The 25,123-nt window shown below is 64.9% G+C and carries 33 protein-coding genes and 1 tRNA gene; 28 read left to right on the forward strand and 6 right to left on the reverse strand.

The annotated features are described in order from the left end of the window. Nucleotides 1–69: 69 nt before the first annotated feature. On the forward strand, nucleotides 70–321 hold the full coding sequence (locus ASG40_RS17670; protein ID WP_055888649.1) for a hypothetical protein: 252 nt from the start codon (nucleotides 70–72) through the stop codon (nucleotides 319–321). Here ASG40_RS17670 and ASG40_RS20805 read toward each other — a convergent pair. Next, entirely contained in the window at nucleotides 316–1,095 is a 780-nt protein-coding gene (locus ASG40_RS20805) for an XRE family transcriptional regulator (protein WP_082494624.1), read from the reverse strand. The genes ASG40_RS17670 and ASG40_RS20805 overlap by 6 nt on opposite strands. Before the next feature lie 62 nt (nucleotides 1,096–1,157). On the opposite strand from ASG40_RS20805, the gene ASG40_RS20810 reads away from it, so the two are divergent. After that, nucleotides 1,158–1,388, forward strand: a complete 231-nt coding sequence (locus ASG40_RS20810) for a transcriptional regulator (RefSeq protein WP_082494625.1) — start codon at nucleotides 1,158–1,160, stop codon at nucleotides 1,386–1,388. Here ASG40_RS20810 and ASG40_RS21545 read toward each other — a convergent pair. Further along, nucleotides 1,334–1,495, reverse strand: coding sequence for a hypothetical protein (locus tag ASG40_RS21545; RefSeq protein WP_162240605.1), 162 nt, complete (start codon nucleotides 1,493–1,495; stop codon nucleotides 1,334–1,336). The genes ASG40_RS20810 and ASG40_RS21545 overlap by 55 nt on opposite strands. Nucleotides 1,496–1,645: 150 nt before the next feature. Between ASG40_RS21545 and ASG40_RS17675 the strand changes: the two genes are divergently transcribed. The 25 genes from ASG40_RS17675 to ASG40_RS20830 all read left to right on the forward strand — a co-directional run bounded on the left by ASG40_RS17675 (nucleotide 1,646) and on the right by ASG40_RS20830 (nucleotide 19,720). After that, nucleotides 1,646–2,092 carry a hypothetical protein gene (locus tag ASG40_RS17675; protein ID WP_156387798.1) on the forward strand — a complete coding sequence of 149 codons (447 nt, stop codon included), beginning with the start codon at nucleotides 1,646–1,648 and terminating at the stop codon, nucleotides 2,090–2,092. A 6-nt stretch (nucleotides 2,093–2,098) separates the two neighbouring features. Further along, complete coding sequence (locus tag ASG40_RS22600) at nucleotides 2,099–2,392, forward strand: RusA family crossover junction endodeoxyribonuclease (protein ID WP_055888653.1); 294 nt, start codon at nucleotides 2,099–2,101, stop codon at nucleotides 2,390–2,392. Further along, complete coding sequence (locus ASG40_RS20815) at nucleotides 2,356–2,571, forward strand: RusA family crossover junction endodeoxyribonuclease (protein ID WP_082524133.1); 216 nt, start codon at nucleotides 2,356–2,358, stop codon at nucleotides 2,569–2,571. The genes ASG40_RS22600 and ASG40_RS20815 overlap by 37 nt, the downstream gene beginning before the upstream one ends. Then, nucleotides 2,568–2,837: a hypothetical protein gene (locus tag ASG40_RS17685; RefSeq protein ID WP_055888655.1), complete on the forward strand. Its 270-nt coding sequence runs from the start codon at nucleotides 2,568–2,570 to the stop codon at nucleotides 2,835–2,837. Before ASG40_RS20815 ends, ASG40_RS17685 begins: the two co-directional genes overlap by 4 nt. Next, a complete protein-coding gene (locus tag ASG40_RS17690; protein WP_244472442.1) occupies nucleotides 2,834–3,688 on the forward strand; it encodes an MT-A70 family methyltransferase in 855 nt (284 codons plus the stop codon). Before ASG40_RS17685 ends, ASG40_RS17690 begins: the two co-directional genes overlap by 4 nt. 4 nt (nucleotides 3,689–3,692) lie before the next feature. Continuing rightward, entirely contained in the window at nucleotides 3,693–4,004 is a 312-nt protein-coding gene (locus ASG40_RS17695; RefSeq protein ID WP_055888657.1) for a hypothetical protein, read from the forward strand. Continuing rightward, a complete protein-coding gene (locus ASG40_RS17700) occupies nucleotides 4,001–5,098 on the forward strand; it encodes an ATP-dependent DNA helicase (RefSeq protein ID WP_055888664.1) in 1,098 nt (365 codons plus the stop codon). The genes ASG40_RS17695 and ASG40_RS17700 overlap by 4 nt, the downstream gene beginning before the upstream one ends. Continuing rightward, nucleotides 5,095–5,676, forward strand: coding sequence for a hypothetical protein (locus ASG40_RS17705; RefSeq protein WP_055888666.1), 582 nt, complete (start codon nucleotides 5,095–5,097; stop codon nucleotides 5,674–5,676). The genes ASG40_RS17700 and ASG40_RS17705 overlap by 4 nt, the downstream gene beginning before the upstream one ends. Next, the gene (locus ASG40_RS17710; RefSeq protein WP_055888668.1) at nucleotides 5,673–7,319 is read left to right on the forward strand and encodes a hypothetical protein; all 1,647 of its coding nucleotides are present in this window, start codon (nucleotides 5,673–5,675) and stop codon (nucleotides 7,317–7,319) included. The genes ASG40_RS17705 and ASG40_RS17710 overlap by 4 nt, the downstream gene beginning before the upstream one ends. A 163-nt stretch (nucleotides 7,320–7,482) precedes the next feature. Next, on the forward strand, nucleotides 7,483–7,938 hold the full coding sequence (locus ASG40_RS17715; protein WP_200938242.1) for a hypothetical protein: 456 nt from the start codon (nucleotides 7,483–7,485) through the stop codon (nucleotides 7,936–7,938). Nucleotides 7,939–7,954: 16 nt separating this feature from the next. Next, the gene (locus ASG40_RS21810) at nucleotides 7,955–8,641 is read left to right on the forward strand and encodes a hypothetical protein (protein ID WP_055888672.1); all 687 of its coding nucleotides are present in this window, start codon (nucleotides 7,955–7,957) and stop codon (nucleotides 8,639–8,641) included. A gap of 248 nt (nucleotides 8,642–8,889) precedes the next feature. After that, a complete protein-coding gene (locus ASG40_RS17725; protein WP_055888674.1) occupies nucleotides 8,890–9,072 on the forward strand; it encodes a ribbon-helix-helix domain-containing protein in 183 nt (60 codons plus the stop codon). Nucleotides 9,073–9,127: 55 nt separating this feature from the next. Next, a complete protein-coding gene (locus tag ASG40_RS17730; protein WP_082494643.1) occupies nucleotides 9,128–11,158 on the forward strand; it encodes a hybrid sensor histidine kinase/response regulator in 2,031 nt (676 codons plus the stop codon). A 172-nt stretch (nucleotides 11,159–11,330) separates the two neighbouring features. Beyond that, a complete protein-coding gene (locus tag ASG40_RS20825) occupies nucleotides 11,331–11,543 on the forward strand; it encodes a DUF4287 domain-containing protein (protein WP_082494627.1) in 213 nt (70 codons plus the stop codon). A 154-nt stretch (nucleotides 11,544–11,697) separates the two neighbouring features. Continuing rightward, nucleotides 11,698–11,774, forward strand: a tRNA-Arg gene (locus tag ASG40_RS17735). An 86-nt stretch (nucleotides 11,775–11,860) separates the two neighbouring features. Beyond that, nucleotides 11,861–12,145, forward strand: coding sequence for a hypothetical protein (locus ASG40_RS17740; protein WP_055888675.1), 285 nt, complete (start codon nucleotides 11,861–11,863; stop codon nucleotides 12,143–12,145). A 153-nt stretch (nucleotides 12,146–12,298) separates the two neighbouring features. Further along, on the forward strand, nucleotides 12,299–13,237 hold the full coding sequence (locus tag ASG40_RS17745; protein ID WP_156387799.1) for a site-specific integrase: 939 nt from the start codon (nucleotides 12,299–12,301) through the stop codon (nucleotides 13,235–13,237). Then, nucleotides 13,237–13,446 (forward strand): hypothetical protein, encoded by a 210-nt coding sequence (locus ASG40_RS17750; protein ID WP_055888680.1) that lies wholly within the window; start codon nucleotides 13,237–13,239, stop codon nucleotides 13,444–13,446. The genes ASG40_RS17745 and ASG40_RS17750 overlap by 1 nt, the downstream gene beginning before the upstream one ends. Then, the gene (locus ASG40_RS21380) at nucleotides 13,443–13,676 is read left to right on the forward strand and encodes a hypothetical protein (protein ID WP_156387800.1); all 234 of its coding nucleotides are present in this window, start codon (nucleotides 13,443–13,445) and stop codon (nucleotides 13,674–13,676) included. The genes ASG40_RS17750 and ASG40_RS21380 overlap by 4 nt, the downstream gene beginning before the upstream one ends. Next, nucleotides 13,676–13,888: a hypothetical protein gene (locus tag ASG40_RS17755; protein ID WP_055888682.1), complete on the forward strand. Its 213-nt coding sequence runs from the start codon at nucleotides 13,676–13,678 to the stop codon at nucleotides 13,886–13,888. The genes ASG40_RS21380 and ASG40_RS17755 overlap by 1 nt, the downstream gene beginning before the upstream one ends. Nucleotides 13,889–13,905: 17 nt before the next feature. Then, nucleotides 13,906–14,184 carry a DUF5681 domain-containing protein gene (locus ASG40_RS17760; RefSeq protein ID WP_055888684.1) on the forward strand — a complete coding sequence of 93 codons (279 nt, stop codon included), beginning with the start codon at nucleotides 13,906–13,908 and terminating at the stop codon, nucleotides 14,182–14,184. Beyond that, the gene (locus tag ASG40_RS17765) at nucleotides 14,184–15,497 is read left to right on the forward strand and encodes a PBSX family phage terminase large subunit (RefSeq protein WP_055888686.1); all 1,314 of its coding nucleotides are present in this window, start codon (nucleotides 14,184–14,186) and stop codon (nucleotides 15,495–15,497) included. The genes ASG40_RS17760 and ASG40_RS17765 overlap by 1 nt, the downstream gene beginning before the upstream one ends. Nucleotides 15,498–15,571: 74 nt before the next feature. Next, nucleotides 15,572–17,512, forward strand: a complete 1,941-nt coding sequence (locus ASG40_RS17770) for a portal protein (protein WP_055888688.1) — start codon at nucleotides 15,572–15,574, stop codon at nucleotides 17,510–17,512. Nucleotides 17,513–17,573: 61 nt separating this feature from the next. Next, the gene (locus tag ASG40_RS17775; protein ID WP_055888690.1) at nucleotides 17,574–18,620 is read left to right on the forward strand and encodes a hypothetical protein; all 1,047 of its coding nucleotides are present in this window, start codon (nucleotides 17,574–17,576) and stop codon (nucleotides 18,618–18,620) included. Between the two features lie 374 nt (nucleotides 18,621–18,994). After that, nucleotides 18,995–19,720 carry a sigma-70 family RNA polymerase sigma factor gene (locus tag ASG40_RS20830; protein WP_082494628.1) on the forward strand — a complete coding sequence of 242 codons (726 nt, stop codon included), beginning with the start codon at nucleotides 18,995–18,997 and terminating at the stop codon, nucleotides 19,718–19,720. Between the two features lie 133 nt (nucleotides 19,721–19,853). On the opposite strand, the gene ASG40_RS20835 is transcribed toward ASG40_RS20830, so the two are convergent. The 4 genes from ASG40_RS20835 to ASG40_RS17790 all read right to left on the reverse strand — a co-directional run bounded on the left by ASG40_RS20835 (nucleotide 19,854) and on the right by ASG40_RS17790 (nucleotide 23,413). Next, nucleotides 19,854–20,915: an HD-GYP domain-containing protein gene (locus tag ASG40_RS20835; RefSeq protein ID WP_082524134.1), complete on the reverse strand. Its 1,062-nt coding sequence runs from the start codon at nucleotides 20,913–20,915 to the stop codon at nucleotides 19,854–19,856. Between the two features lie 304 nt (nucleotides 20,916–21,219). Continuing rightward, nucleotides 21,220–22,053, reverse strand: a complete 834-nt coding sequence (locus ASG40_RS17780) for a Crp/Fnr family transcriptional regulator (protein ID WP_244472443.1) — start codon at nucleotides 22,051–22,053, stop codon at nucleotides 21,220–21,222. Nucleotides 22,054–22,448: 395 nt separating this feature from the next. Further along, the gene (locus ASG40_RS17785; RefSeq protein WP_055888694.1) at nucleotides 22,449–22,673 is read right to left on the reverse strand and encodes a hypothetical protein; all 225 of its coding nucleotides are present in this window, start codon (nucleotides 22,671–22,673) and stop codon (nucleotides 22,449–22,451) included. Next, nucleotides 22,670–23,413 (reverse strand): Crp/Fnr family transcriptional regulator, encoded by a 744-nt coding sequence (locus tag ASG40_RS17790; RefSeq protein WP_055888696.1) that lies wholly within the window; start codon nucleotides 23,411–23,413, stop codon nucleotides 22,670–22,672. The genes ASG40_RS17785 and ASG40_RS17790 overlap by 4 nt, the downstream gene beginning before the upstream one ends. Nucleotides 23,414–23,965: 552 nt before the next feature. Here ASG40_RS17790 and ASG40_RS17795 point away from each other — a divergent pair. After that, on the forward strand, nucleotides 23,966–25,063 hold the full coding sequence (locus tag ASG40_RS17795) for a N4-gp56 family major capsid protein (RefSeq protein ID WP_055888698.1): 1,098 nt from the start codon (nucleotides 23,966–23,968) through the stop codon (nucleotides 25,061–25,063). Nucleotides 25,064–25,123 lie beyond the last annotated feature (60 nt).

Here is a 25,123-nt window from a genome sequence, read left to right on the forward strand (position 1 = left end):
TCGCCAGGGCTGGACTCGCGTTGGGATTGCCGCGATCAGAGGCATATTGAGAACAAAGAGTGAACATGAATGACTGGCGCGCGGCTCGACGGTATGGACGACCTCGTGGCTCTAGGCGTCGCCTGCGAGAATTGCGGCCGGAAGCGGAGGCTGGCCAAGTCGCACATCGTGCAGATGATCGGCACCGGCATTAACACCGTGGAGCAGCTTGGGCAGAAGCTTAAATGCCGGTCTTGCGCTGAGCGCGGCGTTATGAGCAAGAATATCACGATCACACCTTACTATCGGTGCGACATCGCCGCGAATGTAAAGGCTCTATGAAATTCCCAGCGCTTCTTCCCAAGGCACAACACGATGGAGTCGCACGGCCGCACGCTCGAACTCTATGTCCATCGGCGGGTTAAACTGTTCGACAATGACTTTTGTCGGGGTGCGTGACTTAAGGCGCTTCAGAAATGCCTTGCCAGGCTCGCCGCTGTCGTCAGGCAGCATCTCAACGACAACATCGTCGCCGATCTGCGGCGCTCGGTTTGGATTGATGTAGAAGGTAGCGTTGGGGCGCCAAGCCGGATACATGCTGTCGTTGCTTACCACGAGAGCGAAAAGCCCCTTGACGTTGGCGAGGCCCGGCGGGCGGATCGCGTAGTCGTTTTCCTGACCGTTCATCTGGAAATCGGCATCGTCTCCTCCGACCGCGATTCCGCGTACAGGCACGTCCCTGGCTAGACCTTGAAGGCTCGATATGGGCGGGGCCGACACGGCCTGCCGGACATTCTGCTCAGAAACGTCAAGGCCGTAAGCGTAGCGGTTCCGAAGCGTCTGTCCAGCTGCTGCGGCAACCTTCGGACCAGCAGCGCCGGACCTCTCTATCGCTTCCTTAAACGGCGGTTCGTTGAGGACGATGTCAAATACGTGAGCTACTCGAAGGAGATTTTCGGGCGACGGCGTAGTTGTTCCCGATTCCCACTGCGAGATCGCCGAGGGGCTGATGTCCAGCATCCGAGCCACACCGACCTTCTTCAGGCCTTTGGCCTCTCGCGCCTTGCGGAGTGCATCGCCTAGCTCGTTCGCCATGTGAAACTGAATAAGCGTCACTTACCAACTTTCAAGTTAATTCTCGCTTGTGCGCTATCGTAAGCCATGCTTATGATGAGAACATGAGTGAAGCAGCCCTTAAAAAAGCTATCGAGTTGGCGGGTGGCCATGCTGCTCTTGCCCGGTCGTTGGGCATCAGCTCCGCGGCAATCAGCCAGTGGCAATCGTGCCCACCTTTAAGGGTGCTGAAGGTCGAAGCTGCGTCTGGCGTTCCCCGCCACGAGCTTCGCCCCGATCTCTACCAGTCGCCCGCGTCAGGAATGGTCGGGCCCTCCGAAGTGAGCGTCGCGTAATGGCTGCTATTGCTGCCGTCACCGGCCTGCTCGCCATTGTCCTCCTCGACGGCATGCATCACGGGCTGAGTATCCGCGCTGCTGGTTGGCCTCGTCGTCATGCTCATCGGCCTCGTTGCGTTCTGCCGCTGGGCGTGGACGCTATGAGCGCCGGGCTCAGCCGGCCGATCGCCGCGACCGTACAACGACCCCTCGTTTCGACAGGCGGTTGCGGCGTCAAATCCCGAGATCACGCTCGTGGAAGGCGTCAGCCTCCGGTGCGTGAGCAAGCCGGCCGGACCCATCGCAATCTGACCCCGGCCGGCTCGTCCCTTTCCATGCGCCATCGGCTGATGCTCCCCAGCCCGCCCGATCGCGCCCTGTACCTGCGTTCCCTGCTGAACCTCCTGCATCTCCCTGCCCCCGCTGCCGTGCTCACCGTCGGGAACACCACGCGGGTTACCGAGCACGGCGTTGGCTCCGCGATCCTGGTCTTGGCCGAAGCGGGCGAGTTCTTTGGCGAGCGGTGGATCGCACGGCCGCAGCCGGACCAGACCAGCATGCTCGACAAGCAGAACGACGAAGATGGCGAGGAAGCAGGGTCCGGCGACGGTACACCCGCGCCGGTGGCGGAGGTTGATCGCGAGTTCGGCGGGGAGGGGCCGGCAGATGAGCCAGCCCCTAAGCGGCAGCGTCGCACTGCCCGCAAAACCGTAGCGGCTTGAACGGTCATGGCCTCGCCCATCATCATCCGCCTTTCGGGCCTCCCGGTCGGGAAGGGCCGACCTCGCTTCGCCAAGGCGACCGGTCACGCCTTTACCCCCGGCCGGACGCGCTCCTACGAGAGTGCGCTTCGGCTCGCAGGGCAGGATGTGATGGGCGAGGCCGCCCCGATCGACGGGCCTCTTGCCGTGTCCGTGGTCGCTGTCTTTCCCGTGCCGGTGAGCTGGCCGAAGAAGCGGCGTGCCGCAGCCCTCTCGGGTGATCTGTGGCCGACGATCATGCCGGACGCCGCAATCTGCTGAAGGTGCTCGACGCCCTGAACGAGGTCGTCTGGCGGGACGACAAGCAGATTGCCAAGGCGGCGATCGAGAAGCGGTACGGCGCCAAGCCCGAGCTGGTGATCCAGATCGAGGAGCTGGCGCCCGTCGCATCGTCGACCGTCCACTTCCCTGGCCTTGCCGCGCCTGGGATCGCAGTATGATCAGCTACACCCGCCCCTCCGACCTCCCCGAGCCTGCGCAGCGCGTGGTGGCCTGGTGCCTCGCCGGCTGGATGCTGGTGGCCGAGCCGGGCCCGCGCGGGCGCCGGTACCGCCTCGATCCGCCGCCGGCCCGCCGACCAGGCCAGGGGCCGGCGCCGCACAAGACGATCACGCCGAGCGCGGCCGAGACCGCGATTGCAAGCCGGTTCCTGGTCGGTCGCGGCGATGGGCTGTTCGGGGACGCGCAATCGTGGACCGCCGCATGAAGTCCGGCCCCGTCTTCCGACCCAGCCAGATTCACGCCATGGGCCTCGCCCTCCTCGAGAGCGAGCGCGCCGAGGCGCTGAAGCGTATGTCCGCCGGCGGCAAGGGCCGGAAAGTTTCCGGGCCTTCGGACGCCCGCGACCGCATCGCCCGGCACTTCGGGATCTCCGGACGCCAGCTCGAGAAGATCGGGGACATCTGCCGCGCCGCCACGGCCGAGCCCGAACTATTCGGACCGCTGCTCGCCGAGATGGACCGCACCGGCAAGGTTAACGGCCCGCATACCAAGCTCCTGCGTGCCAGGGACGAGGAGCGCATCCTCGGACTGCAGCCGGTCGCCGGCCGTTTCCGCACCCTCGTCGTCGACCCACCATGGGGCGAGGACAACATCTCGGACGCGGCCGGGCACGACTATGCCCTGATGCCGCTCGACGAGATCCGGGACATGCCCGTCGGCGAGTGGGCCGAGGACGACTGTCACCTGTACCTCTGGGCGACGAACAACACGCTCCAGGTCGCCTTCGGCCTCCTCGAGCCGTGGGGCTTCGCCCACAAGACGGTGCTGACCTGGACAAAGCCCGACATCGGCTTCGGCCGCTACTTTAGGAACCGGACAGAGCACGTCATCTTCGCCGTGCGCGGCACGCTGCGCACCCGGGCGCCGGCGCGCGCCACGCCTACCGATCACGATTGGCCCGTCGGCGAGAACAGCGAGAAGCCCGAAGGCTTCTACGACCTGGTTCGCGCCTGCAGCTTCCCTCCCTACGGCGAGGCCTTCCAGCGGTTCGCCCGGCCCGACTTCGTGAACCTCTACCAGCCGGCGCCCGCGCCGCTGCTCGTGGCGGCGGAGTAGCGCCATGGGCCAAGCCTCCCCCGACTGGATCGCAGACCGGCGCGCGGCCGAGCACGAGTTCCTGGAGCGGTTCGCCGACCTGGAGGCCGTGCTCCTCCGGGTCGACGGCTACATCCGCCGCGCCGACGAGGCCGCGGCCGCGCTGGCGAAACTGCCGAACGCCAACCCGGCCGACCGTCAGCGCGAGGCGGCAGACCTCCGGCAGATCGCGTCGATCACCGCCCATCATCTCGCCAATCTCGATCGCGTGCATCTCATCGAGGAGCCGTCGCGGATCGTGCGCTCGAACGGGCGGACTATGGGGGCCCGCCGATGACGTGGAGTCCGCAGCAGGACCAGGCGCTGAAGGCCGTCGAGGCCTGGCGCACGTCGGACGAGACGACGCCCTTCTACCTCGGGGGCTACGCCGGATCGGGCAAGACGACGCTCGCCAAGCGCCTGGCCGCCGGCGTCGACGGCGACGTGCTGTTCGCCGCCTTCACCGGCAAGGCGGCCCTCGTCCTGCAGTCGAAGGGCTGCGCGGACGCCTCGACGATCCACAGCCTGATCTACCGCGTCCGGAGCGGCCGGCGCGGCGGCCCGCCGACGTTCGAGCTAAACCACGACAGCCCGGTGGCGGAAGCCGACCTCGTGGTGATCGACGAGGTGTCGATGGTGGGCCCGGAGCTCGGGGCCGACCTGATGTCGTTCGGCGCCAAGGTGCTGGTGCTTGGCGATCCCGCACAGCTCCCGCCGGTCAATGGCGCCGGGTACTTCACCGGCCGCCACCCAAACTTCATGCTGACCGAGGTGCATCGGCAGGCCGCGGACAACCCGATCATCCGCATGTCGATGACGGTGCGCGAGGGCGGCCGGCTGTCGTGCGGAGCCTACGGCGAGAGCCGCGTAATCCGACGCGACGCGCTCGGCCAGTCGGCGGTGATCAAGGCCGACCAGGTCCTCGTCGGGCGCAACGCCACGCGCCAGTCCGTCAACGAGAAGGTCCGGGCGATTCAGGGGCGTGATCCGCGCGGGCCGGAGAAGGGCGACCGACTCGTCTGCCTCAAGAACAACCGGCAGCTCGGTCTCCTCAACGGCGGCCTCTGGACCGTCCGCGACGTCGTCGACCACGACCGGGACGCGATCCGGCTTACGGTGAAGCCGCAGGATGAGGCCGATGCCGAACCGCTCGGAGTCGCGGTGCGACCAGAGTTCTTCGCCGGCACTGAAGCGAGCCTCGAGGCCGACGATCGCCGCGGCTTCGACGAGTTCACTTATGGCTACGCCCTGACCGTCCACAAGGCGCAGGGATCGCAGTGGGACGACGTCGTGCTGTTCGACGAGGCCGGCGCCTTCCGCGAGCACTCCCGCCGCTGGCTCTACACCGGCCTGACCCGGGCGGCGACGCGCGTCACGGTGGTCCAGTCATGAGCCACCTGCGTCAGGTCGACCTCGACTGGTTCGTCGCGGGTGATGTCTCACCCTTCGCGCTGGCCGGCTATCTCGCCGATCCGCGCGAGACCCGGATCCCGTTCTCCGTGCCGTTCGATGCCCGCTTCACGGTCACCCGCGAGGCCGTGCGGTTCCTGCGCGGCCGGCGCTTTGTCAGGGCCGTGGACTGCCAGGGCGAGCCCGACGACCTCGTTGCCGCCTATCTGATCCCCGCCATCGAGGGCGGATGGCTCATCGACTGGATCGCCTGGCACCCGCGATCGGGCCGCCTCGCCACGCTCGAGGGGTGCGTCGGGTTGCTCGGCGGCGATGCGATCTGGCGCGCCAGCCGCGACGAGCCGCTGGTGCTCGCGGCCGACCCGCGCGCCTGGCTGGCAGGATGGCGGACCGGCGCCTGCATCGTCGACGAGACGATCGCGCGGCAGCAGCTGCTCGAAGTGCCGGCGATCCAGGCGCCGGATGTGGAGGTGGGCCGGAAGCTCAAGGCGATGCTCGAGGAGGTCCGTCTGCCCCGCATCGTGGTTCCCGTCTCGGCGATCGGCACGGTGGCAGCATGACGGACGTCATCCGGTTAGACGACGCCGAACGACAGCAGCGGCAACAGCGGCGCAGGAGCCGGCAGGAGATCGACCGCGCCTCGGACTCGAGCGAGGATCACGGCCTGCCCATCATTAAGGTGGTGGCGAGCGAGCTGCCACGCGTCGTCGACGAGGCGGAGCAGGTGCTCATCAACGCGGCCGAGCCGATCTTCTCGCGGGCGGGCAACCTCGTGCGCCCGATCACCGACGTGGTACCGACCGGCGGCGGCCGCCTGGTTCGCATCGCCCGGCTGCGGCCGCTCGGGGCCGATGCCCTCACCGACGTCCTGGCGCAGACCGCGAAGTTCCAACGGTACGACGAGCGCCGGCGCGCCTGGGGCAACATCGACCCGCCGGCGAAGGTCGCCGCGACGCTCCTGTCCCGCGAAGGCAAGTGGCGCGTGCCGCCGGTGGCCGGCATTATCACCACGCCGACGCTGCGGCCCGACGGCACCCTGCTCGACAAAGCCGGCTACGATCCGGCGACGCGTCTCTACCTGATGCTCGACGAGACGCTCGAGATGCCCGAGATCCTGGAGGCGCCGAGCCGCGAGGACGCCGTCGACGCGCTGACGCTGCTCAAGGAGCCCCTGGCGGGCTTCCCCTTCGTGAAGGCGGTCGATCAGGCCGTGGCGCTGTCGGGCATCCTCACCGCGGTGATCCGGCCCGCTCTGCCCGTAGCACCGCTGCACGGCATCCGGGCGAGCACGGCCGGGACGGGCAAGAGCTTCCTCGTCGACGTCCTGTCGACGATCGCGACCGGCCGGCCCTGCTCGGTCATGGCGGTGGGCAAAACCGAGGAGGAAACCGAGAAGCGCCTCGGGGCCCTGCTCCTCGACGGCGCGCCGGTCATCTCGATCGACAACGTCAACGGCGAGCTCGGCGGCGACATGCTCTGCCAGATGACCGAACGGCCGCTGGTGCGCGTGCGCATCCTTGGCAAAAGCGAGGTGCCGGAGATCGAGTGCCGGGCGACGGTTTTCGCCACCGGCAACAACCTCACCATGGTCGGCGACATGACGCGCCGCGCGGTGATGTGCACCCTCGACCCGCGCGTCGAGCGTCCCGAGCTGCGCCAGTTCGACTTCGATCCCATCGCCAGGATCCTCGACGACCGGGGCGCCTACATCGCGGCGGCGATCACCATCGTGCGCGCCTACCGCGCCGCCGGCTCGCCGCCGATGTGCGGGCCGATCGGCAGCTATAGGGCCTGGTCGGATTCGGTGCGGTCCGCGCTGATCTGGCTCGGCGAGGCCGACCCCGTCGCGAGCATGGACATCATGCGCGACGAGGACCCCGAGCTCGTCGTGATCAGCGAGCTGTTCGAAGCCTGGCGCGCGGCCCTCGTCGTCGGTGCGTCCTACACCTCGATCCAGATCGAGGAGGTGGCGTCCGAGCGCTTCATCGAGGGCGCGTACATGCACCCCGATTTCCGGGACATCCTCATGCGGCAGGCCAACGCCGGCCCCGTGATCTCCACCAAGCGCCTCGGCCGATGGCTCACGCGGATCAAGGGGCGCGTCGTCAACGGCTGGCGCCTGGAGATGCTTGCCGATGCCAAGCGCGGCAATCGCTACGTCCTGGTCCAGGTCGATCGCGACGTCCAGGAGACGATGCTGTGACCCCCAATCGCAGCCGCCTGACCTGGGGTTTGGGGTGTTTCAGGGGTCGTTTCCACGCGCACGCGCGAAACTCGCAACTGCATCTTTTTCCATTCCTACTGAGAACCACCCCAAAAACCATACAAACCCTCACACTAAGAGAGAGAAGGAGAGGTTTAGCCGGATGAGCACACGACAGGGTGGCGCCGATCCTCCCTTGTCTTCTCGGCGATGGACCTGCGCGGATGTCGAGCTGTGGCTGCTGGCGGCCTTCCGGGCCATGCCGACGACGGCGATCTACGCGCCGCGCGGCAACACCCTGATGGCGATCGGTCCCGACGTGCCGAGCGCCACCTTCGACATCGTCTCGTTCTCAGGCACCGTGCTCGGCGACAGATCCAACGAACGCCGGGCACTGCTGATCTGGGCGCGGTGCAAGGCGACGAAGGGCTTGGTCGGCGGATCGATCGCGCAGTTCTGCATCGAGACGGGATGGCGCCGGTCGACCTTCGAGGACCGCCGCCGCCGCGCCTGCCAGCGGATCGCCGACGCCAAGAACAGCGCGGATGCCGCAATCTCAGCCCGCGACAGCGACTTGACACCCGTAAAGTCGGCATCGGACGCCATGCTGACAGTTTGAGCACAGGGGCACCACCGTGACCGCGTCGGCCAATCCGTCGTCCAGCACCACCCGCACCGCCAAGAAGCGCATCGCCTCGGCCGCACGCCGGCAGGCACGCCTCGTCCTGCCGTTGCTGGCGCGGGACGTCGAGGTCGAGATGGGCGAAGGCCTGTTCCCGGATGCGGAACGGCCCGGCTGCTACCACTCAGCGCCGATCAACCGCCGCACCGACGTCCTGGCGGCCGAGCGCGCCTCGGGCCGCATCACGCAAGCCCAGCTCCTCGTGGGCCGGATGATCCAGGTCGTCTACGAGCGCGGCTCTGGCGCCCGCCTCGGATCGGCCGGCTGGGGGGAGGGCGGTTCGCGGGACCAGACCGTCGCGCACGAGCTGGCGATCATCCTGTCGATCGAGGACGCCCAGAAGGTCCGGAAGTTCACGGCCCGCATCGAACTTGCGATCGGCACGGTGGGGGCCCAGTTCCTGCGCCAGATCCTGGCCGAGCGCGTCACTTTCGCGGCCTACGCGGCCCAGCGCGGCAAGTCGGGCGACAAGGCCGTGGCCCAGGTCGCGGCGCACTTCCGGTTCCTGCTCGAAGGCCTGACCGAAGCCCAGCACACGGCGACAGCGCCGGCGGCGACGCTGATCCGGGACGAGTACGCGACCCAGGCTGCCGATGTCGGTGATCGCCTGAAAAGGTCGGCAGCAATGGCAGCGGCGTAGGAGGCGGAAGCCATCTAATGGTCGAAATCTGACCCTTGGTACCCACCGCCTAAGGCCCGCTTCCGACCTTTTGCGGACCCTCGGCAGGTCCGATTCGCATCAGCTTGATGGAGGATGACCTACGTCCGGGTATTTGGGAAGCGGACGTTCGGCATTGCGCCTAGACCCACAACCAGAAGCACTCAGAGCTGCGCCTGTGTATCCGTGACGTGCTTGTAAGAACAAACCTCATCAGGCATGGCTCGCCTATGTCCGTGCGCCGCACCGTTACCGTCTCGATCACTCCGGAACAGGACGCGCTCCTTCGCGCCTTCCTCGCCTCGGGCCGCTACCGCAGCATCAGCGAGGTTCTGCGCTCCGCGCTTCGCCTGCTGGAGCGGGACGAAGCGTCAACCCTCGCGGCGATTAGGAGCCCGGCTGCGCATGGCTAGGCGAACCGTGGCTAATTCGGTGGGCTGGGAGGCTGCGTTCCTAAATGGCGGTGAGATGGGCGCGCGGATGCGGGCTCATGATTGGTCCCGTTCCCCGTTAGGTCCTCTCGACGCCTGGCCTGCACCATTGCGTATGACGGCGAGCCTCATGCTGAACTCTGCATTCCCGATGTTTATCGCTTGGGGCCAGGAGCTCGGATTTATATATAATGATGCCTACGCAGAAATCCTTGGCAATAAACACCCGGCAGCGCTTGGCTGTCCATTTGAGGTAATTTGGTCTGAGATCTGGCCTGACATCAATCCGCTAATTCAGCGTGCCATGGCCGGTGAGGCCACGTTCTCAGCAGATCTACCTTTGCACATGATGCGTCGAGGGCAATATGAAGACACATGGTTCACGTTCTCCTACTCACCAATCCGCGACGAAGATGGCCGCGTAGCAGGAATGTTCTGCTGCTGCATGGAAACGACAGCAGGCGTTCAGTCACAAGCTGATCTCGCGGATCTGAATCTTGACCTCGAAAGGCAGGTGGCTGAACGATCTCGCGAACGGGATCGACTCTGGCGTAACACACAAGACATTCAGGTCATCATCAACGGTGCGGGCGTGTTTCAAGCCGTCAACCCTGCCTTTACCGCGATCCTCGGCTGGACACTTGAAGATGTGAACGGCAGGTCGGTGTTCGACTTTGTGCTTCCGGAAGATGAGGCGTTGACCAACCGTGCGCTAGAGCTTGCGCGTGTCGAGAACCTGCCGGTCGTTGAGAATCGCTACCGCCACAAAGACGGAGGCTTCCGTTGGATCTCGTGGGTTGCTGCCCCCGAGGCTGAACTGATCTACGCCAGCGGACGGCACATCACGGCGGAGAAGGAGCAGGCTGAGACCTTGAGCAGGACCGAGGAGGCCCTTCGTCAAGCGCAGAAGATGGAAGCCGTTGGGCAACTTACCGGTGGGCTGGCCCACGACTTCAACAACTTGCTCGCAGGCATCTCCGGCTCCCTGGAGCTGATGCAGACCCGGATACAGCAGGGCCGCCTTACCGATGTGGACCGCTACATGACGGCGGCTCAGGGGGCGGCGAAGCGCGCGGCTGCCCTGACGCATCGGCTGCTCGCGTTCTCGCGCCGCCAGACGCTCGACCCAAAACCGACAAATGTGAACCGGCTCGCGGCCGGCATGCAGGAGTTGATCCAGCGTACAGTTGGCCCGAACATACAGGTCGAGGTCGTTGGCGCGTCCGGGCTCTGGCCGGCTCTGGTCGATCCCTCGCAACTTGAGAACGCACTGTTGAACCTGTGCATCAATGCTCGTGACGCGTTGCCGGACGGCGGGCGCATCACCATTGAGACCGCCAACAAGTGGCTCGATGAGCAAGCGGCCATCAAGCAGGCCATTCCCGAGGGGCAGTACCTCTCGCTGTGTGTCACCGATACAGGCGTTGGGATGTCGCCCGAGGTGATCGCGCGAGCCTTCGAGCCGTTCTTCACCACCAAGCCGATCGGCGAGGGGACCGGCCTTGGGCTTTCGATGATCTACGGCTTTGCCCAGCAGTCGGGTGGGCAGGTCCGCATCTACTCGGAGGTTGGACAAGGCACCACGGTGTGCATCTACCTGCCTCGCCATTACGGAGAGGTCGCGGACGATGACGTCTCCATGAGAGCCTCCGACCTTCCGCGTTCCGAGCAGGGCGAGACGGTGCTGGTCGTGGACGATGAGCCAACTGTCCGCATGTTAGTGACCGACATCCTTGAAGACCTTGGCTACGCGGCAATCGAGGCGGGCGACAGTGCGACAGGCCTGAAGGTGCTGCAATCGGACGTGCGCATAGACCTCCTCGTGACTGATGTCGGGCTCCCCGGCGGTATGAACGGGCGGCAGATGACTGACGCCGCGCGGGTCCATCGACCCGACCTCAAGGTGCTGTTCATCACCGGCTACGCGGAGAACGCCATTCTCGGTAATGGGCAACTCGCGCCTGGCATGGCGGTGCTGACCAAGCCATTCGCCATCGACACGATGGCAGCGCGTATCCGCTCGATGATTGAGGCAGCGCGGGAGGCAGGGCTGCAACGTCGAGGCTGATGGTCCGCTATGGCTCCTAGGCGGAACGTCCGCTTCAGGCCGAAGGGTCAGGGTCCGCTTCCACCCTTAGCGAACTTCCGCTAGTCCTGGCGCACCGGCTTATGCGAACAAGTTGCAGCCTGCACTGCTTACAGCGAGGCTAACATCGTCAAACTCGCTCGAAAGGTGCCCCATGTTGACTGAGCCCACTAAGGGACCAACGTCGTACTTTCCTTCGATCGAGAAGAAGTACGGACGCCCAATTAGCGAATGGCAGCAGCTTGTCCGGGACCGACTACCCGCAAAGCACATGGATCTGGTGTCGATGCTGAAAAGTGAGCATGGGATGGGCCACGGTCATGCCAACGCCGTCGTCGCCTATGTGCTGTCTACGGGGAAGGGTTAGCTGCTTTTCTGCCGCAAAGGTGGCGCGGTCGCTTTCCACCCATCGCGAACGAGAGCCCTTCCTTGACCCGACGGGCGAACCATTGCAGAAAGACAGCGTCGCGAGACGTGGGGCCGCAGCCGAAGGGTTGACGGCCCTTCGCATGTCCGGACCTGGGGACGTAGCTCAGCTGGATAGAGTGTCTGGCTTCGAACCAGAAGGTCGCAGGTTCGACCCCTGCCGTCCCCGCCAGCTTTCAGCCAACTGCGAAACTGCTCAATCGCCAAGGCGTTGCGGCGGCTGACGCGCGCGGGCTTTTCTGCCAAGATCGGACCACGATGACGGATCGCGAGCGAGCCGAACAGGTCCACGACCTGCTCCGCCAGGCCGACCGGCTCCGGGTTCCGGGCCATCGGCATACCGTCGAGACGTTTCTCGGCGAGATCGGCGACCTGCGTCTTGGGTTGCGCCGCCTCTACCGCGATCTGACCGGCGCCGACCTTCCCCGCGAGGCGGTTCCGCGCCGTTCGGTCGCCGCATCCTTCCAGCCCGGCTCGATCCCCGGCACCCGCGCGACCGTCGCGTTCCGAGCCCGGCCGAAGGCGCTCGCCGCGCGGGCCTGATCCTCGCTCGAAACCACTCTCAACGCGGCTTTCGAGTGAGCTTCGTCGTTCGGCCCCGATCGGTCTCCGCCTACGATGAGCCTGGGCGCACGATAATCGCCCTTCTCGGGCCTCCAAACCGGGGTTTTCGGCATGTTGGAGGGCGCCCTTATCGTGCGTCCGACGACGGACGTCTCGACCTCGGCCGACGCCCTCGATGCCGCCGCCGCCGGATTTGCCGCGGCCTCGAAATCCGACGCTACCCGCCGGGCCTACGCCGCGGACTGGCGCGACTTCACCGGCTGGTGCGCCGACCAGGGCGCCGACACGCTCCCGGCTTCGGGCCGTACGGTCGGCCGCTACCTGACCCACCTCGCCGGGCTCGGCCGGTCCGTCTCGACGATCGACCGCCGGGCCGCCGCCATCGCTGCGGTCCACCGCGCCGCCGGCCACACCGCCCCGACGGCGCTCGAGGAGGTCCGGTCGATCCTGGCCGGCATCCGCAACACGCTCGGCCGCCGCCCTGTCAAGAAACAGGCGCTGACCGCCGATCTCGTCGCCAAGGTGGTGCGAAAGATCAGGCCAGACCTGGCCGGGCATCGCGACCGCGCGCTGATCCTGCTGTGCTTCGGCGCCGCGCTGCGCCGCTCCGAGCTCGTCGCGCTCGACGTCGTCGACGTGGAGACGCATCGCAAGGGACTGCTCGTCCGTATCGGACGGTCCAAGACCGACCAGCAGGGCAGGGGCCGCACGGTCGCTGTGCCCGACGGCAAGCTCAAGGTCCCGGCGGCGTTGGCCACGTGGCTCGCCGCCTCGGGCATCGCCGACGGCCCGATCTTCCGCGGCGCCGACCGCGGCCGCCTCTCGCACGACCGTCTTACGGCCGGCCAGTTCGCCCGCATCGTCAAGGCACGGTGCGCCGCCGTCGGCCTCGATCCGGAGGGCTTCAGCGGACACTCGGCCCGGCGCGGATTCGCGACGACGGCCGGGGATGTCGGCGCCGACCTCCGGCACATCGCCGGCCACATGCGGCACGCCAAGCTCGAGACCACCCTCGGCTACATCGAGGACGGCGAGCTGTTCCGCGACAACGCCGGCAAGGGGTTCCTGTGATGTCGCCCCCCGCCTTCATGCGCTGGCTCCGCGAGTTCGCGGTCCATGTCGCTGATGGTCGCCCCACCGCGGTGCAGTGGGTCCAGGTCCTGGCGACGCTGGCTAGCGTCCGCCGAAACATCGCCGACCCGCGCGACCTGCAGATCACCTTCCTTCGCGGCGGTGCGGTGCGCACCGACGAGTTCCGCCTCACAGGATGCGCGCTTTGACCGATCACGATGACGAAGCGGTCTACCGCTGCCCGGAGAGCGTTCTGCGGCCGGTCCCGGGCTCGGCGATCGTCGCCAGTCCAACGGCCAGGCGACGGATGCGCGTCAACGTCTTGGGCGGCGAGATCAGCGCCGGCGAGGACTCGCTCGGTGTCACGGGACCGGACCCCGCGAAGCTCTCGGCCGACGAGGCCCGCCGGTGCTTCGGCGTCGAACAGGGAGCTACGTGATGCAGCTCCTCGCCGTAATCCTGGTCTGTGCGTCAACGATCAGCCCGGCCGACTGCACGCGCGACACGGCGCTCGACGTCGTCATGCAGCCCGCCGCCCTGCCGATGGAATGCATCAAGGCGGGTGAGCTCGTCGGCGCCTCTGCCCTCGACGTGCGCCGCGAGGATCGCCGCTACGTCATGGTCCGCTGCGAGCGGCGCAAGCCCAGCTGAGATCAGGACCCCAAGCAATGCCTTTCCAGCCCGGCCAGAGCGGCAACCCCGGCGGCCGCCCGAAGGCCTCCGCACGCGTCCGTGACGCCGCGCGGGAGCACACCGAAGCTGCCTTGCAGGTCCTGATCGACATCGCGGTCGGCGGTACGAGCGAGGCCGCCAGGGTCTCGGCCGCCTCGGCGATCCTCGATCGTGGCTACGGCAAGCCCAGCCAGCCGGTCGACGGCGACGGCGAGGGCGGCGAGATCCCGGTCGGTCTGACCGTGAAGTTCATCCGGCCGCCCGCCATCCCCTGATGACGATCGAGTTCCCCGAGAAGCTCGCGTTCCTGTTCGAGCCGGCTCGGTACAAGATTGCCTACGGCGGCCGCGGCGGCGCCAAGTCCTGGGGCTTCGGGCGAGCCCTCCTGATCCTCGGGGCACAGCGTCCACTCCGCGTGCTGTGCGCCCGCGAGTTCCAGAACTCGATCGCGGAATCGGCTCACGCCCTCCTGGCGCAGCAGATCGACCTCCTCGGGCTCTCGCGCTTCTACGAGATCCAGGAAAAGCGCATCTACGGGACCACGGGGACCGAGTTCATCTTCAAGGGGCTCCGGCACAACGTGGCGTCGGTGAAGTCGACCGAAGGCGTCGACGTATGCTGGGTCGAGGAGGCCCGTACCGTCTCGAAATCGTCCTGGGACGTGCTGATCCCGACGATCCGCAAGCCCGGCTCGGAGATCTGGGTCAGCTTCAACACCGAGCTCGAGGGCGACGAGACCTATCAGCGGTTCGTGAAGCGCCCGCCGACTGGCGCGCAGGTCGTCAAGATCGGATGGGAGGACAATCCGTGGTTCCCGGAGGTCCTGCGTCAGGAAGCACTCGACCTGAAGGAACGCGACCCGATCGCCTACGAGACGGTCTGGGGTGGCAACTGCAAGCAGGTCCTCGACGGCGCGATCTACGCCAACGAGATCCTGGCGGCAACGCGGGTCGGGCGCTTCACGAAGGTCCATTACGACCCGTCGAAGCCCGTGCACACGTTCTGGGATCTGGGCCGGGCGGACAAGACCTCGATCTGGTTCGCCCAGATCGTCGGCTTCGAGTTCCGGCTGATCGATTACTACGAGAACCGCGGCCACGCGCTGACGCACTATCTCGACGTCCTGAAGGCTCGCTCCGAGCCGGAGGGTGAGGCTCCGGGCTACGTCTACGGGGAGCACTGGCTCCCGCACGACGCCCGGAACGAGTTGCTCGCCTCCGAGCGGACCATCGAGCAACAGATGTGGGCCGCCGGGCACAACGTCCGGATCACACCGAAGCTGCCGGTCGCCGCCGGCATCGATGCGGCGCGCCAGATCTTCGACCGCTGCTGGTTCGACGAGGACCGCTGTGCCGACGGCCTGCAGGCGCTGCGGAACTATCGCTACGAGGTTGACCCCGACACGCAGCGGTTCTCGAAGACCCCGCTCCACGATTGGGCCAGCCACGGCGCCGACGCCTTCCGCTACTTCGCGGTCGGGATCGCCGAGCCGCGCGAGGACGCCCCGCCGCCGTCCGGCCCCAACGACGTCTACGCCCGCCGCCGCCGCGAGCGCCACGAGCCGTCCGGGTCGGGATGGTCGACCTGACCCGTCTGACGGCACCCATGCACATCTCGGCCCGACCCCGTTCGGCTTTACCCCTCGCACATCACGGAACCGGCATGAACGACATCGACGACGATGCCGGCGCGCCCGGCGCCGACAAGCGCGAGGCCATGGACCGCGATGCCTTGGTCCGCAGGCTGAAGGCCTGGTACCGCATCGACCGGGACGCATCGGCGATCTGGCGCAAGGAGGCGCGCGAGGACTACGACATGGTCGCCGGTCGGCAGTGGTCGACCGAGGACGAGGCCGTGCTCAAGGAGCAGGGCCGGCCGCCGATCACGTTCAATCGCATGCTGCCGGTGATCAAGGCCGTGGCCGGCTCGGAGGTCAACAGCCGCCAGGACATCCAGTATCTGCCCCGCGAGATCGGCGACGCAGCCAAGAACGAGCTGCTGACCGAGGCCGGCCGCTACCTCGCCGACGAGGCGCAGGCCGAGGACGAGGAGAGCGACGCCTTCGTCGACTGCGCGATCACCGGGATGGGCTGGGTCGAGATGCGTCTCGACTACGAGACCAACCCGGACGGCGCCTACGTCGAGGACCGGGTCGACCCCCTCGAGATGATCTGGGACTCGAGCGCCCGCAAGCGCAACCTCGCCGACGGCCGCCGCCTGTTCCGGGCCAAGACGATGGACCGGGTCGAGGCCGAGGGGCTGTTCCCCGACGCAGAACCGACCGAGCTCGACGCGGCCTGGGCCGAGAACCGCGACGACGACGCCCACGACAAGATCGCACCGGGCGAGTCCCGCGCCGATCGCGGTCTCGATCGCGATGCCGGCTCGGGCAAGGTCACGATCGTCGAATGCCAGTGGTGGGAGCGCAAGCGCGTCGTGATGGTCATCGACCCGACGACGCGCGAGCCGACGGAGATGGACGAGGCCAAGGCCGCGACCCTGCTCTCCCGCGCCGCGACGGTCGGCATCACGATGCAGACGTACCGGGTGACCAAGCGCGTCTATCGCCGGGCCTTCATCGGCGCCACCGTCCTCGAAGTCGGGCCGGCCCCGGCCGGCGACCAGTTCTCCTACGCCTGCCTGACTGGCGACCGCGACCACAACAAGGGCACCTGGTTCGGCATCATCCGGGCCATGAAGGACCCGCAGCGGTACGCCAACAAATGGCTGTCGCAGACCCTCGACATGCTCAACCGCCAGGCCAAGGGCGGCATGATGATGGAGAAGGGTGCCGTTCCGGACCAAGCCGCGTTCGAGCGCAGCTACGCCAAGCCCGGCGGCATTTCCTGGGTCAACGACGGCGCCCTGATGGGCGGGCGCATGAAGGAAAAGCCCCTGCCGCAGCTCCCGGCCGGGCACTACCAGCTCATGGAGTTCGCGATCATGTCGATCCGCGATTCCTCGGGCGTGAACCTCGAGCTGCTCGGCCAGAAGCAGCAGGAGCAGGCCGGCGTGCTGGAGTACCAGCGCAAGCAGGCCGCGATGACGATCCTCGCCACCCTGTTCGATGCGCTCCGCCGCGCGCGCAAGCACATCGGCCGGGTCCGGCTCTACTTCATCCAGACCTACCTCTCGGACGGCCGCCTGGTGCGCATCGCCGGCGATGGCGCCAAGCGGGTTGTGCCGCTGCTGCGCGACAGCACCATGGGCGAGTACGACGTCATCATCGACGACGCGCCGGCGAGCCCGAACCAGAAGGAAGTGATCTGGTCGACGTTCACCAGCGTCTTCCCGGTCATCAAGGACATGATTACCCCGCAGGTCCTCTTCGAGATCCTGCCCTACTCGCCGTTCCCCGACAGCTTCGTCGCCAAGATGCGCGACCTGCTCTCCCAGGCCGGCGGGTCAACCCCGGAGGCGCAGGCACAGGCCGGCGTCGCGATGCAGACCGCGATGGCCAAGATCCAGGACCTGACCGCCGGCGCCAACCTGAAGAACGCCAAGGCCGCCCGTGAAGGCGCCGGGGCCGAGCGCGACGGCGTCGAGGCGGCGATCGCGCAGCTGACGATGCAGGCCGGCCCGCCGATGAGCGCGGCCGCCTGAACCCCTTCCGCCCGCCGGCGGCGCACGCCGGCATCCGTATCCTTCACGTCACGAGGACAGCATGGACGACCACGATCTCTCGTCGGGCGGCGACGCCTTCACGGCCGAAGAGCAGGCCGCCTTCGACGCCTATGCCGCCGACGATGGCGTTGACGCGGGCACAGGCGGCGTCGAGCCCCCCGCGGGCGAGGCGAGCACCGTTTCCGCCGCCCCGGCCGCTGCTGCGCCTGCTGGCGAACCTGCCGCACCGGGCGAGGTGGTAGATCCCGATGCTGCCGACGTCGACGATGCGGAGGCGAACAAGGGCCGGTTCGTACGCCATGGCGCGTTCCACCAGGAGCGCGAGCGCCGCAAGGCCGAGGCCGCCCGCGCCACCGCTGCGGAGGCCGCGCTCACCGAACTGCGCGAGAAGTTCGCGCGCGGTGACGAGCGCCTGAAGCTCCTGAGCGAGGCGATGCAGCGCCCAGCCGCGACGCCGGCCGCCGCCGAGCCGCCCAAGGTGATCGACCCGAACGAGGACATCTTCGGCGCCTACGAGCAGCTGAAGTCCGAGGTCGAGGCGCTGCGCACCAGCCAGACCCAGCTCACCGAGGCGCAGAAGGCCGAACGGGCGCAGGCGCAGGAGCGTGAAGAGCACGCCTCGGCGATGACGAGCTACGCCAGCGATGCGCAGCGCTACATGGCGACCGAGCCGGCCTTCGCGGACGCCTACAACCACCTGATCGGCTCGCGCGTCGCCGAGCTCAAGCTCTACGGCGTCGACGAAGCGACCGCGATGCGCGAGGTCGCGGCCGAGGAGGCCGGGCTGGTGAAGGCGGCGATCAAGGCGGGCAAGTCGCCGGCCGAGCACATCTACAAGATCGCCCAGGCGCGCGGCTTCATGCCGAAGGCGGCGGAACCGGCCAAGCCCGCCGCGCCCGCCGAGACCCAGGCCGAGAGGATGGCGCGCATCTCGGCCGGCCAGACCGCGGCGAAGTCGCTCTCGGCCGCCGGTGGCGCCCCGGCTAGCGAGGTCACCATGGATATGCTGGCCAGCATGAGCGAGGCCGAATTCGAGAAGTACGCGACCGCCAACCCGGCGCGGGTGCGCGCGCTGATGGGAGGCTAAACCAAGCCGCGCCAAATCCTAGGTTAAAGGCTTTGAAGCATATCTGAGGCGCGCGGAAGGGCGTCATTCGGAGCTGTGAGTGTCGGGATTTACCAGCCCAGTCGTGCTGTCGATGGCTACCTTCATGAGCAGTGAGACAACCAACGGCGGCGATACGGTTTTCCTTCGGTTGAACGCAGTCGACGGCAAAAAAGTTGTTCTGCTAATGCTTTAACACGCCAGCGTAGAATTTGCATCCTGTGCTTACAGGTTTGTTTCTGAGAACGTCGCAAACGTTTGTTAGCTCGCGTTCAGCATCTGTCCGTTTTAGGATCCCGCGCTGTTCTCCAGGCCGCTCTTAACTCAGCGGACGCGGGAGGAAGCAGGACAGGCACATGATTGAAGACAGCAGCTCCACTATGCCAGCACCTCTGCAGGCAGTAGTTCTAGCATCACTTCGCGCATTAAACTCCCAGGTTGAGCTGCCTTCAAATATCCGTGAACATCTCGGTTCTGAGATGCGAACATTTTACAACTATGTCTTGGCAGAGCGACCACCAACTCAACTGCTTGATCTCATAGCGCAGCTCGAATCCGTGTTGAGTTCGCGGGATAACTTTAGTGCTGAAACATTTCGAAATGATTTGCTGGCCGAGATTTCCGGATTACGAGCCTTTGCGATGTCGCTAGCCAACAGTTCGGCATTAGCTGACGATCTTGTACAGGAGACAATGGTTAAAGCCTGGGCGAACCAACATCGCTTTCAAGTTGGCACCAACTTTAAAGCCTGGCTTTACACGATCCTACGCAACCATTTTTATACCGAATGCCGGAAGCGCAGGCGTGAATTCGAGGACGTAGAGGGAGAGAAAGCAAACCAGATGACTGCGCTGGCAGACCAAGAGTACTGTGTCGATTTGCAGATAGTATGGAATTATATAGATAAGCTACCACCTCGTCAGCGTGAGGCCCTTGTTCTCGTGGCAGCTCAAGGCATGACTTACGAAGATGCAGCCAACCTTGTAGGCTGTCAGGTTGGTACAATGAAAAGCCGGGTCAGCCGGGCAAGAGATCTCTTGGCTCGGTCCTTAGGAATGGATGAGGAACGGCGCTCAGTATGAGCCAGCGCCTCTCGTTAAAAATACTGCCAACAGTCGACTGTATTTTGGCGAAATGGTATCGTTGGCGTGGCGGCTAAATAAGTCGCTGTTCCATTTCGCCAGGAATCATTACATAGGCAGTTCACTGGAGAGCCTAAGCTGCGGCGCACTCGGGCGAACTATGCTTCGGTAATAGAAGTGAAGCCTGCACTTGAGACCAGCGGCTCAGGAAAGCATTTACAACCGTCGGATCAAAATGTGTCCCTGCGTTAGCCACTAAATGTGCGTGAGCTCTTTCAGGCAACCAAGCCTGCTTATAGGGTCGCTCGGTCGTAAGTGCATCGAAAACGTCTGCTACAGCTACTATCCGCCCGGACAATGGTATAGCAATACCTTTTAAACCGTACGGGTATCCGTTGCCGTCCCACCGTTCGTGGTGGCTTGCAGCAATTTCGGCCGCGAGCTGCATAACAGGTGATGCACTCCCACCCAGAATGCGCTTACCTCTTTCAGCATGTTGTTCCATAAGCAGGCGCTCCTCAGGCGTAAGGGGCCCCGGTTTAAGTAGTATGGCATCTGGAAGAGCGATTTTACCAACATCATGCATAGCGGCAGACAGACTCAACAGCCGGCATTCATCAGAGGTAAAGCCTAGCGCCTGGGCAATCATCCCGGTGTACGCTGAGACCCTGGCGATATGATCGCCAGTCTCTGTATCCCGATTCTCCGCTGCACGCATCAGCGTTGAGATAATCTCACGCTCTCGCTCCTCAACCAAGGCTACAGCAGCGGCGACATCGCGAACGAGTTGAACGGCATGTTCTTGATGAACCCTAAGCGCGTTGGAAAGAGCAAGTAAATTCGTAACCCGAGCACGAATTTCGAACGGGTCCACAGGCTTGCCCAGGAAATCCGTCGCGCCTGCCTCCAGTGCTTCACGGCGTAGTCCGCGTTGATCAAATGCAGTAACCATGACAGCAGGAACGTTCGCAAGGCTGGGAATGCACCGAACCGCCTGGATGAACTCGATGCCATTCATGCCCGGCATCTCATAGTCGGTTATCACGATCCCAATATCGGCTGCATTCTCTTTTGCGAACGCGAGCGCTTCCATTGGTAAGGTAAAATCACGAGGCCAGCATTCCGCAAGTGGCTGCAAGGCCGCAACCATTAGGAGGTTATTCATTTCAGAATCGTCGAGTACCAGCGCCAACATTAGGATCTAGTTCCCGGCCTGTTCGGCCCTCATATGTGATCGGCCTCTTTAAAGGAGCCGCTCTACGTGGTCTAAAGTTATACGAGCCCTCGCTTTCTAAGCGCTGAATCTCAAATTTCTCTGAATGAATTGTAGCGATACCGCAAAATATGCCTACTGGAACTTTTGTTTAAATTTAGAGACACTTAATAATTCTTTTTTGCCGTATCCAGGCGGGAACTGTATAACCAAGCCCGGGTGGCGCTTGAGCGACGTCCAAATCCTCCTAGCAAAGCAATCAAGATCGGCGACAGAATGTGCAGGCTCACAACGCAATTCGCTTTCGCAGGTGCAGATAAGAAGCATCGAACTCTGCAGCCTGAAGAAGCTCGTCCCAGGCCTCGATGACCAGGGTGTTTTTGCGCAGGGTAATCATGCCTTTAGCGCGCATCTCCTGAATGACGCGGTTGACGTGCACATTTGACAGGCCGGTCGCATCGCCAAGGTCGAGCTGCGTGACCGGCAAGGGACAGCGATAGCTATCAGCAAGACCAACGGCTTCTTGCTTGAAGTACAGCTCGCAAAATAGGTGCGCCAAGTGATCGAAGGCCGAGCGACGGCCCATGCAGAGTATCCACTCGCGAAAGATGCCCGCCTCCACGAGGGTGTCCCGCCAGAACTTCGCTGCGATGTTGGGAAAGCGGGTCGTGAGATCGTGCATGGCCGCATGCGGGATGAAAGCGACGGTGGCGGCCGTGAGCGTGGCGAGGCTGTGATCCATGACCGGGATGTGCAAGCTCTGCAGGTCGGGGATATCGCCGGCAATGTGGAACGAAAAAATCTGGCGCTTGCCTGCGCTGATGATTTTGTATCTGCAGAGCCAGCCTTCGAGGACGAGGCAGCAGTGTGAGGGCTTGTCGCCTTCGCTTACGACGTCCTGGCGTGGCTGAAACGCCTGCATTCTAACAGGCAGGCTCTCGATGGCTGCCCGCTCCTCGTCCGAGATGGTGGTGATGCTCTCCAACTTGCGGATGAGCGGCAACAGGGGATGAGTGATGTTCGACGCCATGATGGCTTCGCCTTGTGTTGCAGGCGGAAGCGCGCGGCTCTCCCAGGCATCAGCACCTGTGACGGGACCGCTGACGATAAAAGCCGTCATAAAGCAGCTTTATGAAATATTCCTAATTTAAAATGTGATCGACCGAATATCTTTTTATATATAGCAATTATAGATTGCATCCAGCTTTTGAGTTAAGTCATTGCCGCCGCGCCTGACTCCCTTGACCCGACGGGCGAACCTCCTGCATTGACTACGCGTCGCGAGACGTGCGGGCCGGTCGGCCCCGTCCCCGCCCATCCGAGTTTTCCAGTTAGGCCGCCGGCGGTACCCCGGCTAGCGAGGTTACCCTCGATATGCTGGCCAGCATGAGCGAGGCCGAGTTCGAGCGGTACGCGACCGCCAACTCGGCGTGCGTGCTCTCATGGGAGGCTAAGACCGTGTTGGGGCCGATGATCACGGCCTAGATCGTCCACGACGCCAACGCGCCGCCAGCGCTATCCAATCTGTCCTTTGATCCAAGCCTGTGCTTCGTCAAGACTTTCGAACGTCGGTGGGTTGGGGTCGCCGACACGGCCGAAGCCCGCTTCCAGAGACCACCTTCCGGCCTCGTCTCCATGCGCGTCCGACAGGCGGACCAATACCGCAACGACACCGCCGTCGACGAACAGGATCTGGCGCTCCGTGTCGGAGAGGTGGATCGGCTGGAAATGCAGGCTCATTTCGCAATGCGCTTTCGCAGGTGTAGATAAGAAGCGTCGAATTCTGCAGCCTGGAGAAGCTCATCCCAGGCCTTGATGATCAGTGTGTTGCTTCGTAAGGTGATCATACCCATGCCGCGCATTGTCATCAGTACGCGATTGACATGTACGTTAGACAGGCCGGTTGCATCGGCGAGATCGACTTGCGTAATCGGTAAGGGGCAGCAATAGTCATCGGCAAGACCAATGGCTTCCTGCTTGAAGTACAGTTCACAGAATAGGTGCGCCAAGTGATCGAAGGCCGAGCGCCGGCCCATGCATACCAGCCACTCGCGGAAGATGGCCGCGTCCACGAGGGTGTCACGCCAGAACTTCGCAGCGATGCTTGGAAAGCGGGTCGTGAGGTCGTGCATGGCCGCGTGCGGGATGAAGGCGACGGTGGCGGCCGTCAGCGTGGCGAGGTTGTGGTCCATGACCGGGATGTGCAGGCTCTGCAGGTCAGGAATATCGCCGGCGATGTGGAACGAGAAGATCTGCCGTTTGCCTTCGCTGATGATCTTGTAGCGACAGAGCCACCCTTCGAGGATGAGGCAGCAATGAGAAGAAGCGTCGCCATCGCGCACGATGTCCCATTGTGCCCGCAGCGCTTGCACCTTGACGGGTAGACTTTCGATGGCAGCCCGCTCCTCGTCCGAGAGGGTGGTAAGGCTCTCCAACTTGCGGATGAGTGGCAGCAGGGGGTGCTCGACGTCTGATGCCATGATGGCTCCGCCTTGGATTACATGCCGAAGCGCGAGGCTCTCCCGGCAATCCGCACCTGTAACCGGAGCACTGCCGATATAATTATCGCAGATTAATTCGGCTCAGAGATCCTGCCGAAGAGAGTCTGAAGACGGGCCATTTTCCCCAGGTCATCCGAGCGGCACATTTCAAGCTTTATGCAGCTTGCGGTTCGCTTCCGAATTAAATCACTACTAGCTCGCGCTCCCCCTTGACCCGACGGGCCAACCTCCTGCATTGACTACGCGTCGCGAGACGTGCGGGCCGATCGGCCCCGTCCGCGCCCATCCCAGTCTTCCGGACCTGCTCGACACGCCATCCGCCTCCCGCGGTCCATGGCGCACCCGCGCATGTCCGTCCGCCTGATCGCCCGTCACGCGATCCGCGCAGCCGCGTCAGAGCCCTCGCCCGATCCCCGTCACGGATCCCGTCCGACCACCGTCCCCAACGGCACATGGGGCCCGGCTTCCGTCCGCCCGCGACGCACGCGGCACGAACCCTCCCCACGGAATCCCAAGCCCCAGAGGCACCCCATGTCCTACACCGCATATGGCGCCAACGATGCCATGGCCATCAAGCTGTGGTCGAAGAAGCTCGCGGTCGAAGCCAACAAATCCATCGATATCGATCCCCTGATCGGCGAGGGCGACGGCGCGATCATCCAGGAGAAGACCGAGACCAAGAAGGGCAACGGCGACCAGGTCACCTTCGGCCTGCGCATGCAGCTCGTCGGCGACGGCTTCAGCTCCTCGGATGTCGCCGAGGGCAACGGCGAGCAGCTCGGCACCAACTCCGACAAGGTCACCATCGACGAGCTCGGGCACGTCGTCGGCGTCAAGTCCGAGAACACGATCGACCAGCAGCGGGTGCCGTTCAACCTGCGCGAACAGGCCCGCGGCGGCCTCGCCGACTGGTTCCAGACCCGCAAGACGAAATCCTTCTTCGCCCACGTGTGCGGCTTCACCCCCGTGAACGCGCTCGGGACCAACGCGAAGAAGTACAGCGCCAACAACGCCGTCACCGCGCCCTCGGCCGGCCGCATCTTCCGCCCCAACGCCCGCGCCAACGACACGGCGCTGGTCACGGGCGACTTCATGACCCTGGACCTGATCGACAAGGCCGTCGAGCTGGCCAAGACCGGCGGCTCCACCGGCAAGATCATGATCCGCCCCATCGTGGTCGGCGGCCGCAAGGTCTACGTGATGTACCTGCATTCGACGCAGGTCACCTCGCTGCGCACCAACACCGCGTCCGGCCAGTGGCTCGACATCCAGAAGGCCGCCATGGCCGGCATGGAATCGAGCAAGTCCCCGATCTTCTCGGGCGCGCTCGGCGAGTACAACGGCGTCGTGCTCCGCGAGGCGCAGGACGTGACCCGGGGCGTGTCCGCCGACGGCAAGACCGCGGTGCCCAACACCCGCCGCGCCGTGCTGCTCGGTGCCCAGGCCGCGACCATCGCCTACGGCAAGGCCGGCGGCGAGACCCGCTACCGCTGGAACGAGGAGCTCCTCGACCACAAGCGCAACCTCGAGGTCTCGGCCTGGGCAATCTGGGGCCTGAAGAAGACGACCTTCAACGGCGACGACTTCGGCACGATCGTGGTGCCGACCTACGCCGCCCCGGTCGCCTGACGCGATCTGACCTGAACCTCCGCGCGGGGCCGAGCCGGTCCCGCGCTTCGTCCGTTCCTC

Source organism: Methylobacterium sp. Leaf399 (assembly GCF_001424525.1).
In the GTDB taxonomy this organism is placed as follows: domain Bacteria; phylum Pseudomonadota; class Alphaproteobacteria; order Rhizobiales; family Beijerinckiaceae; genus Methylobacterium.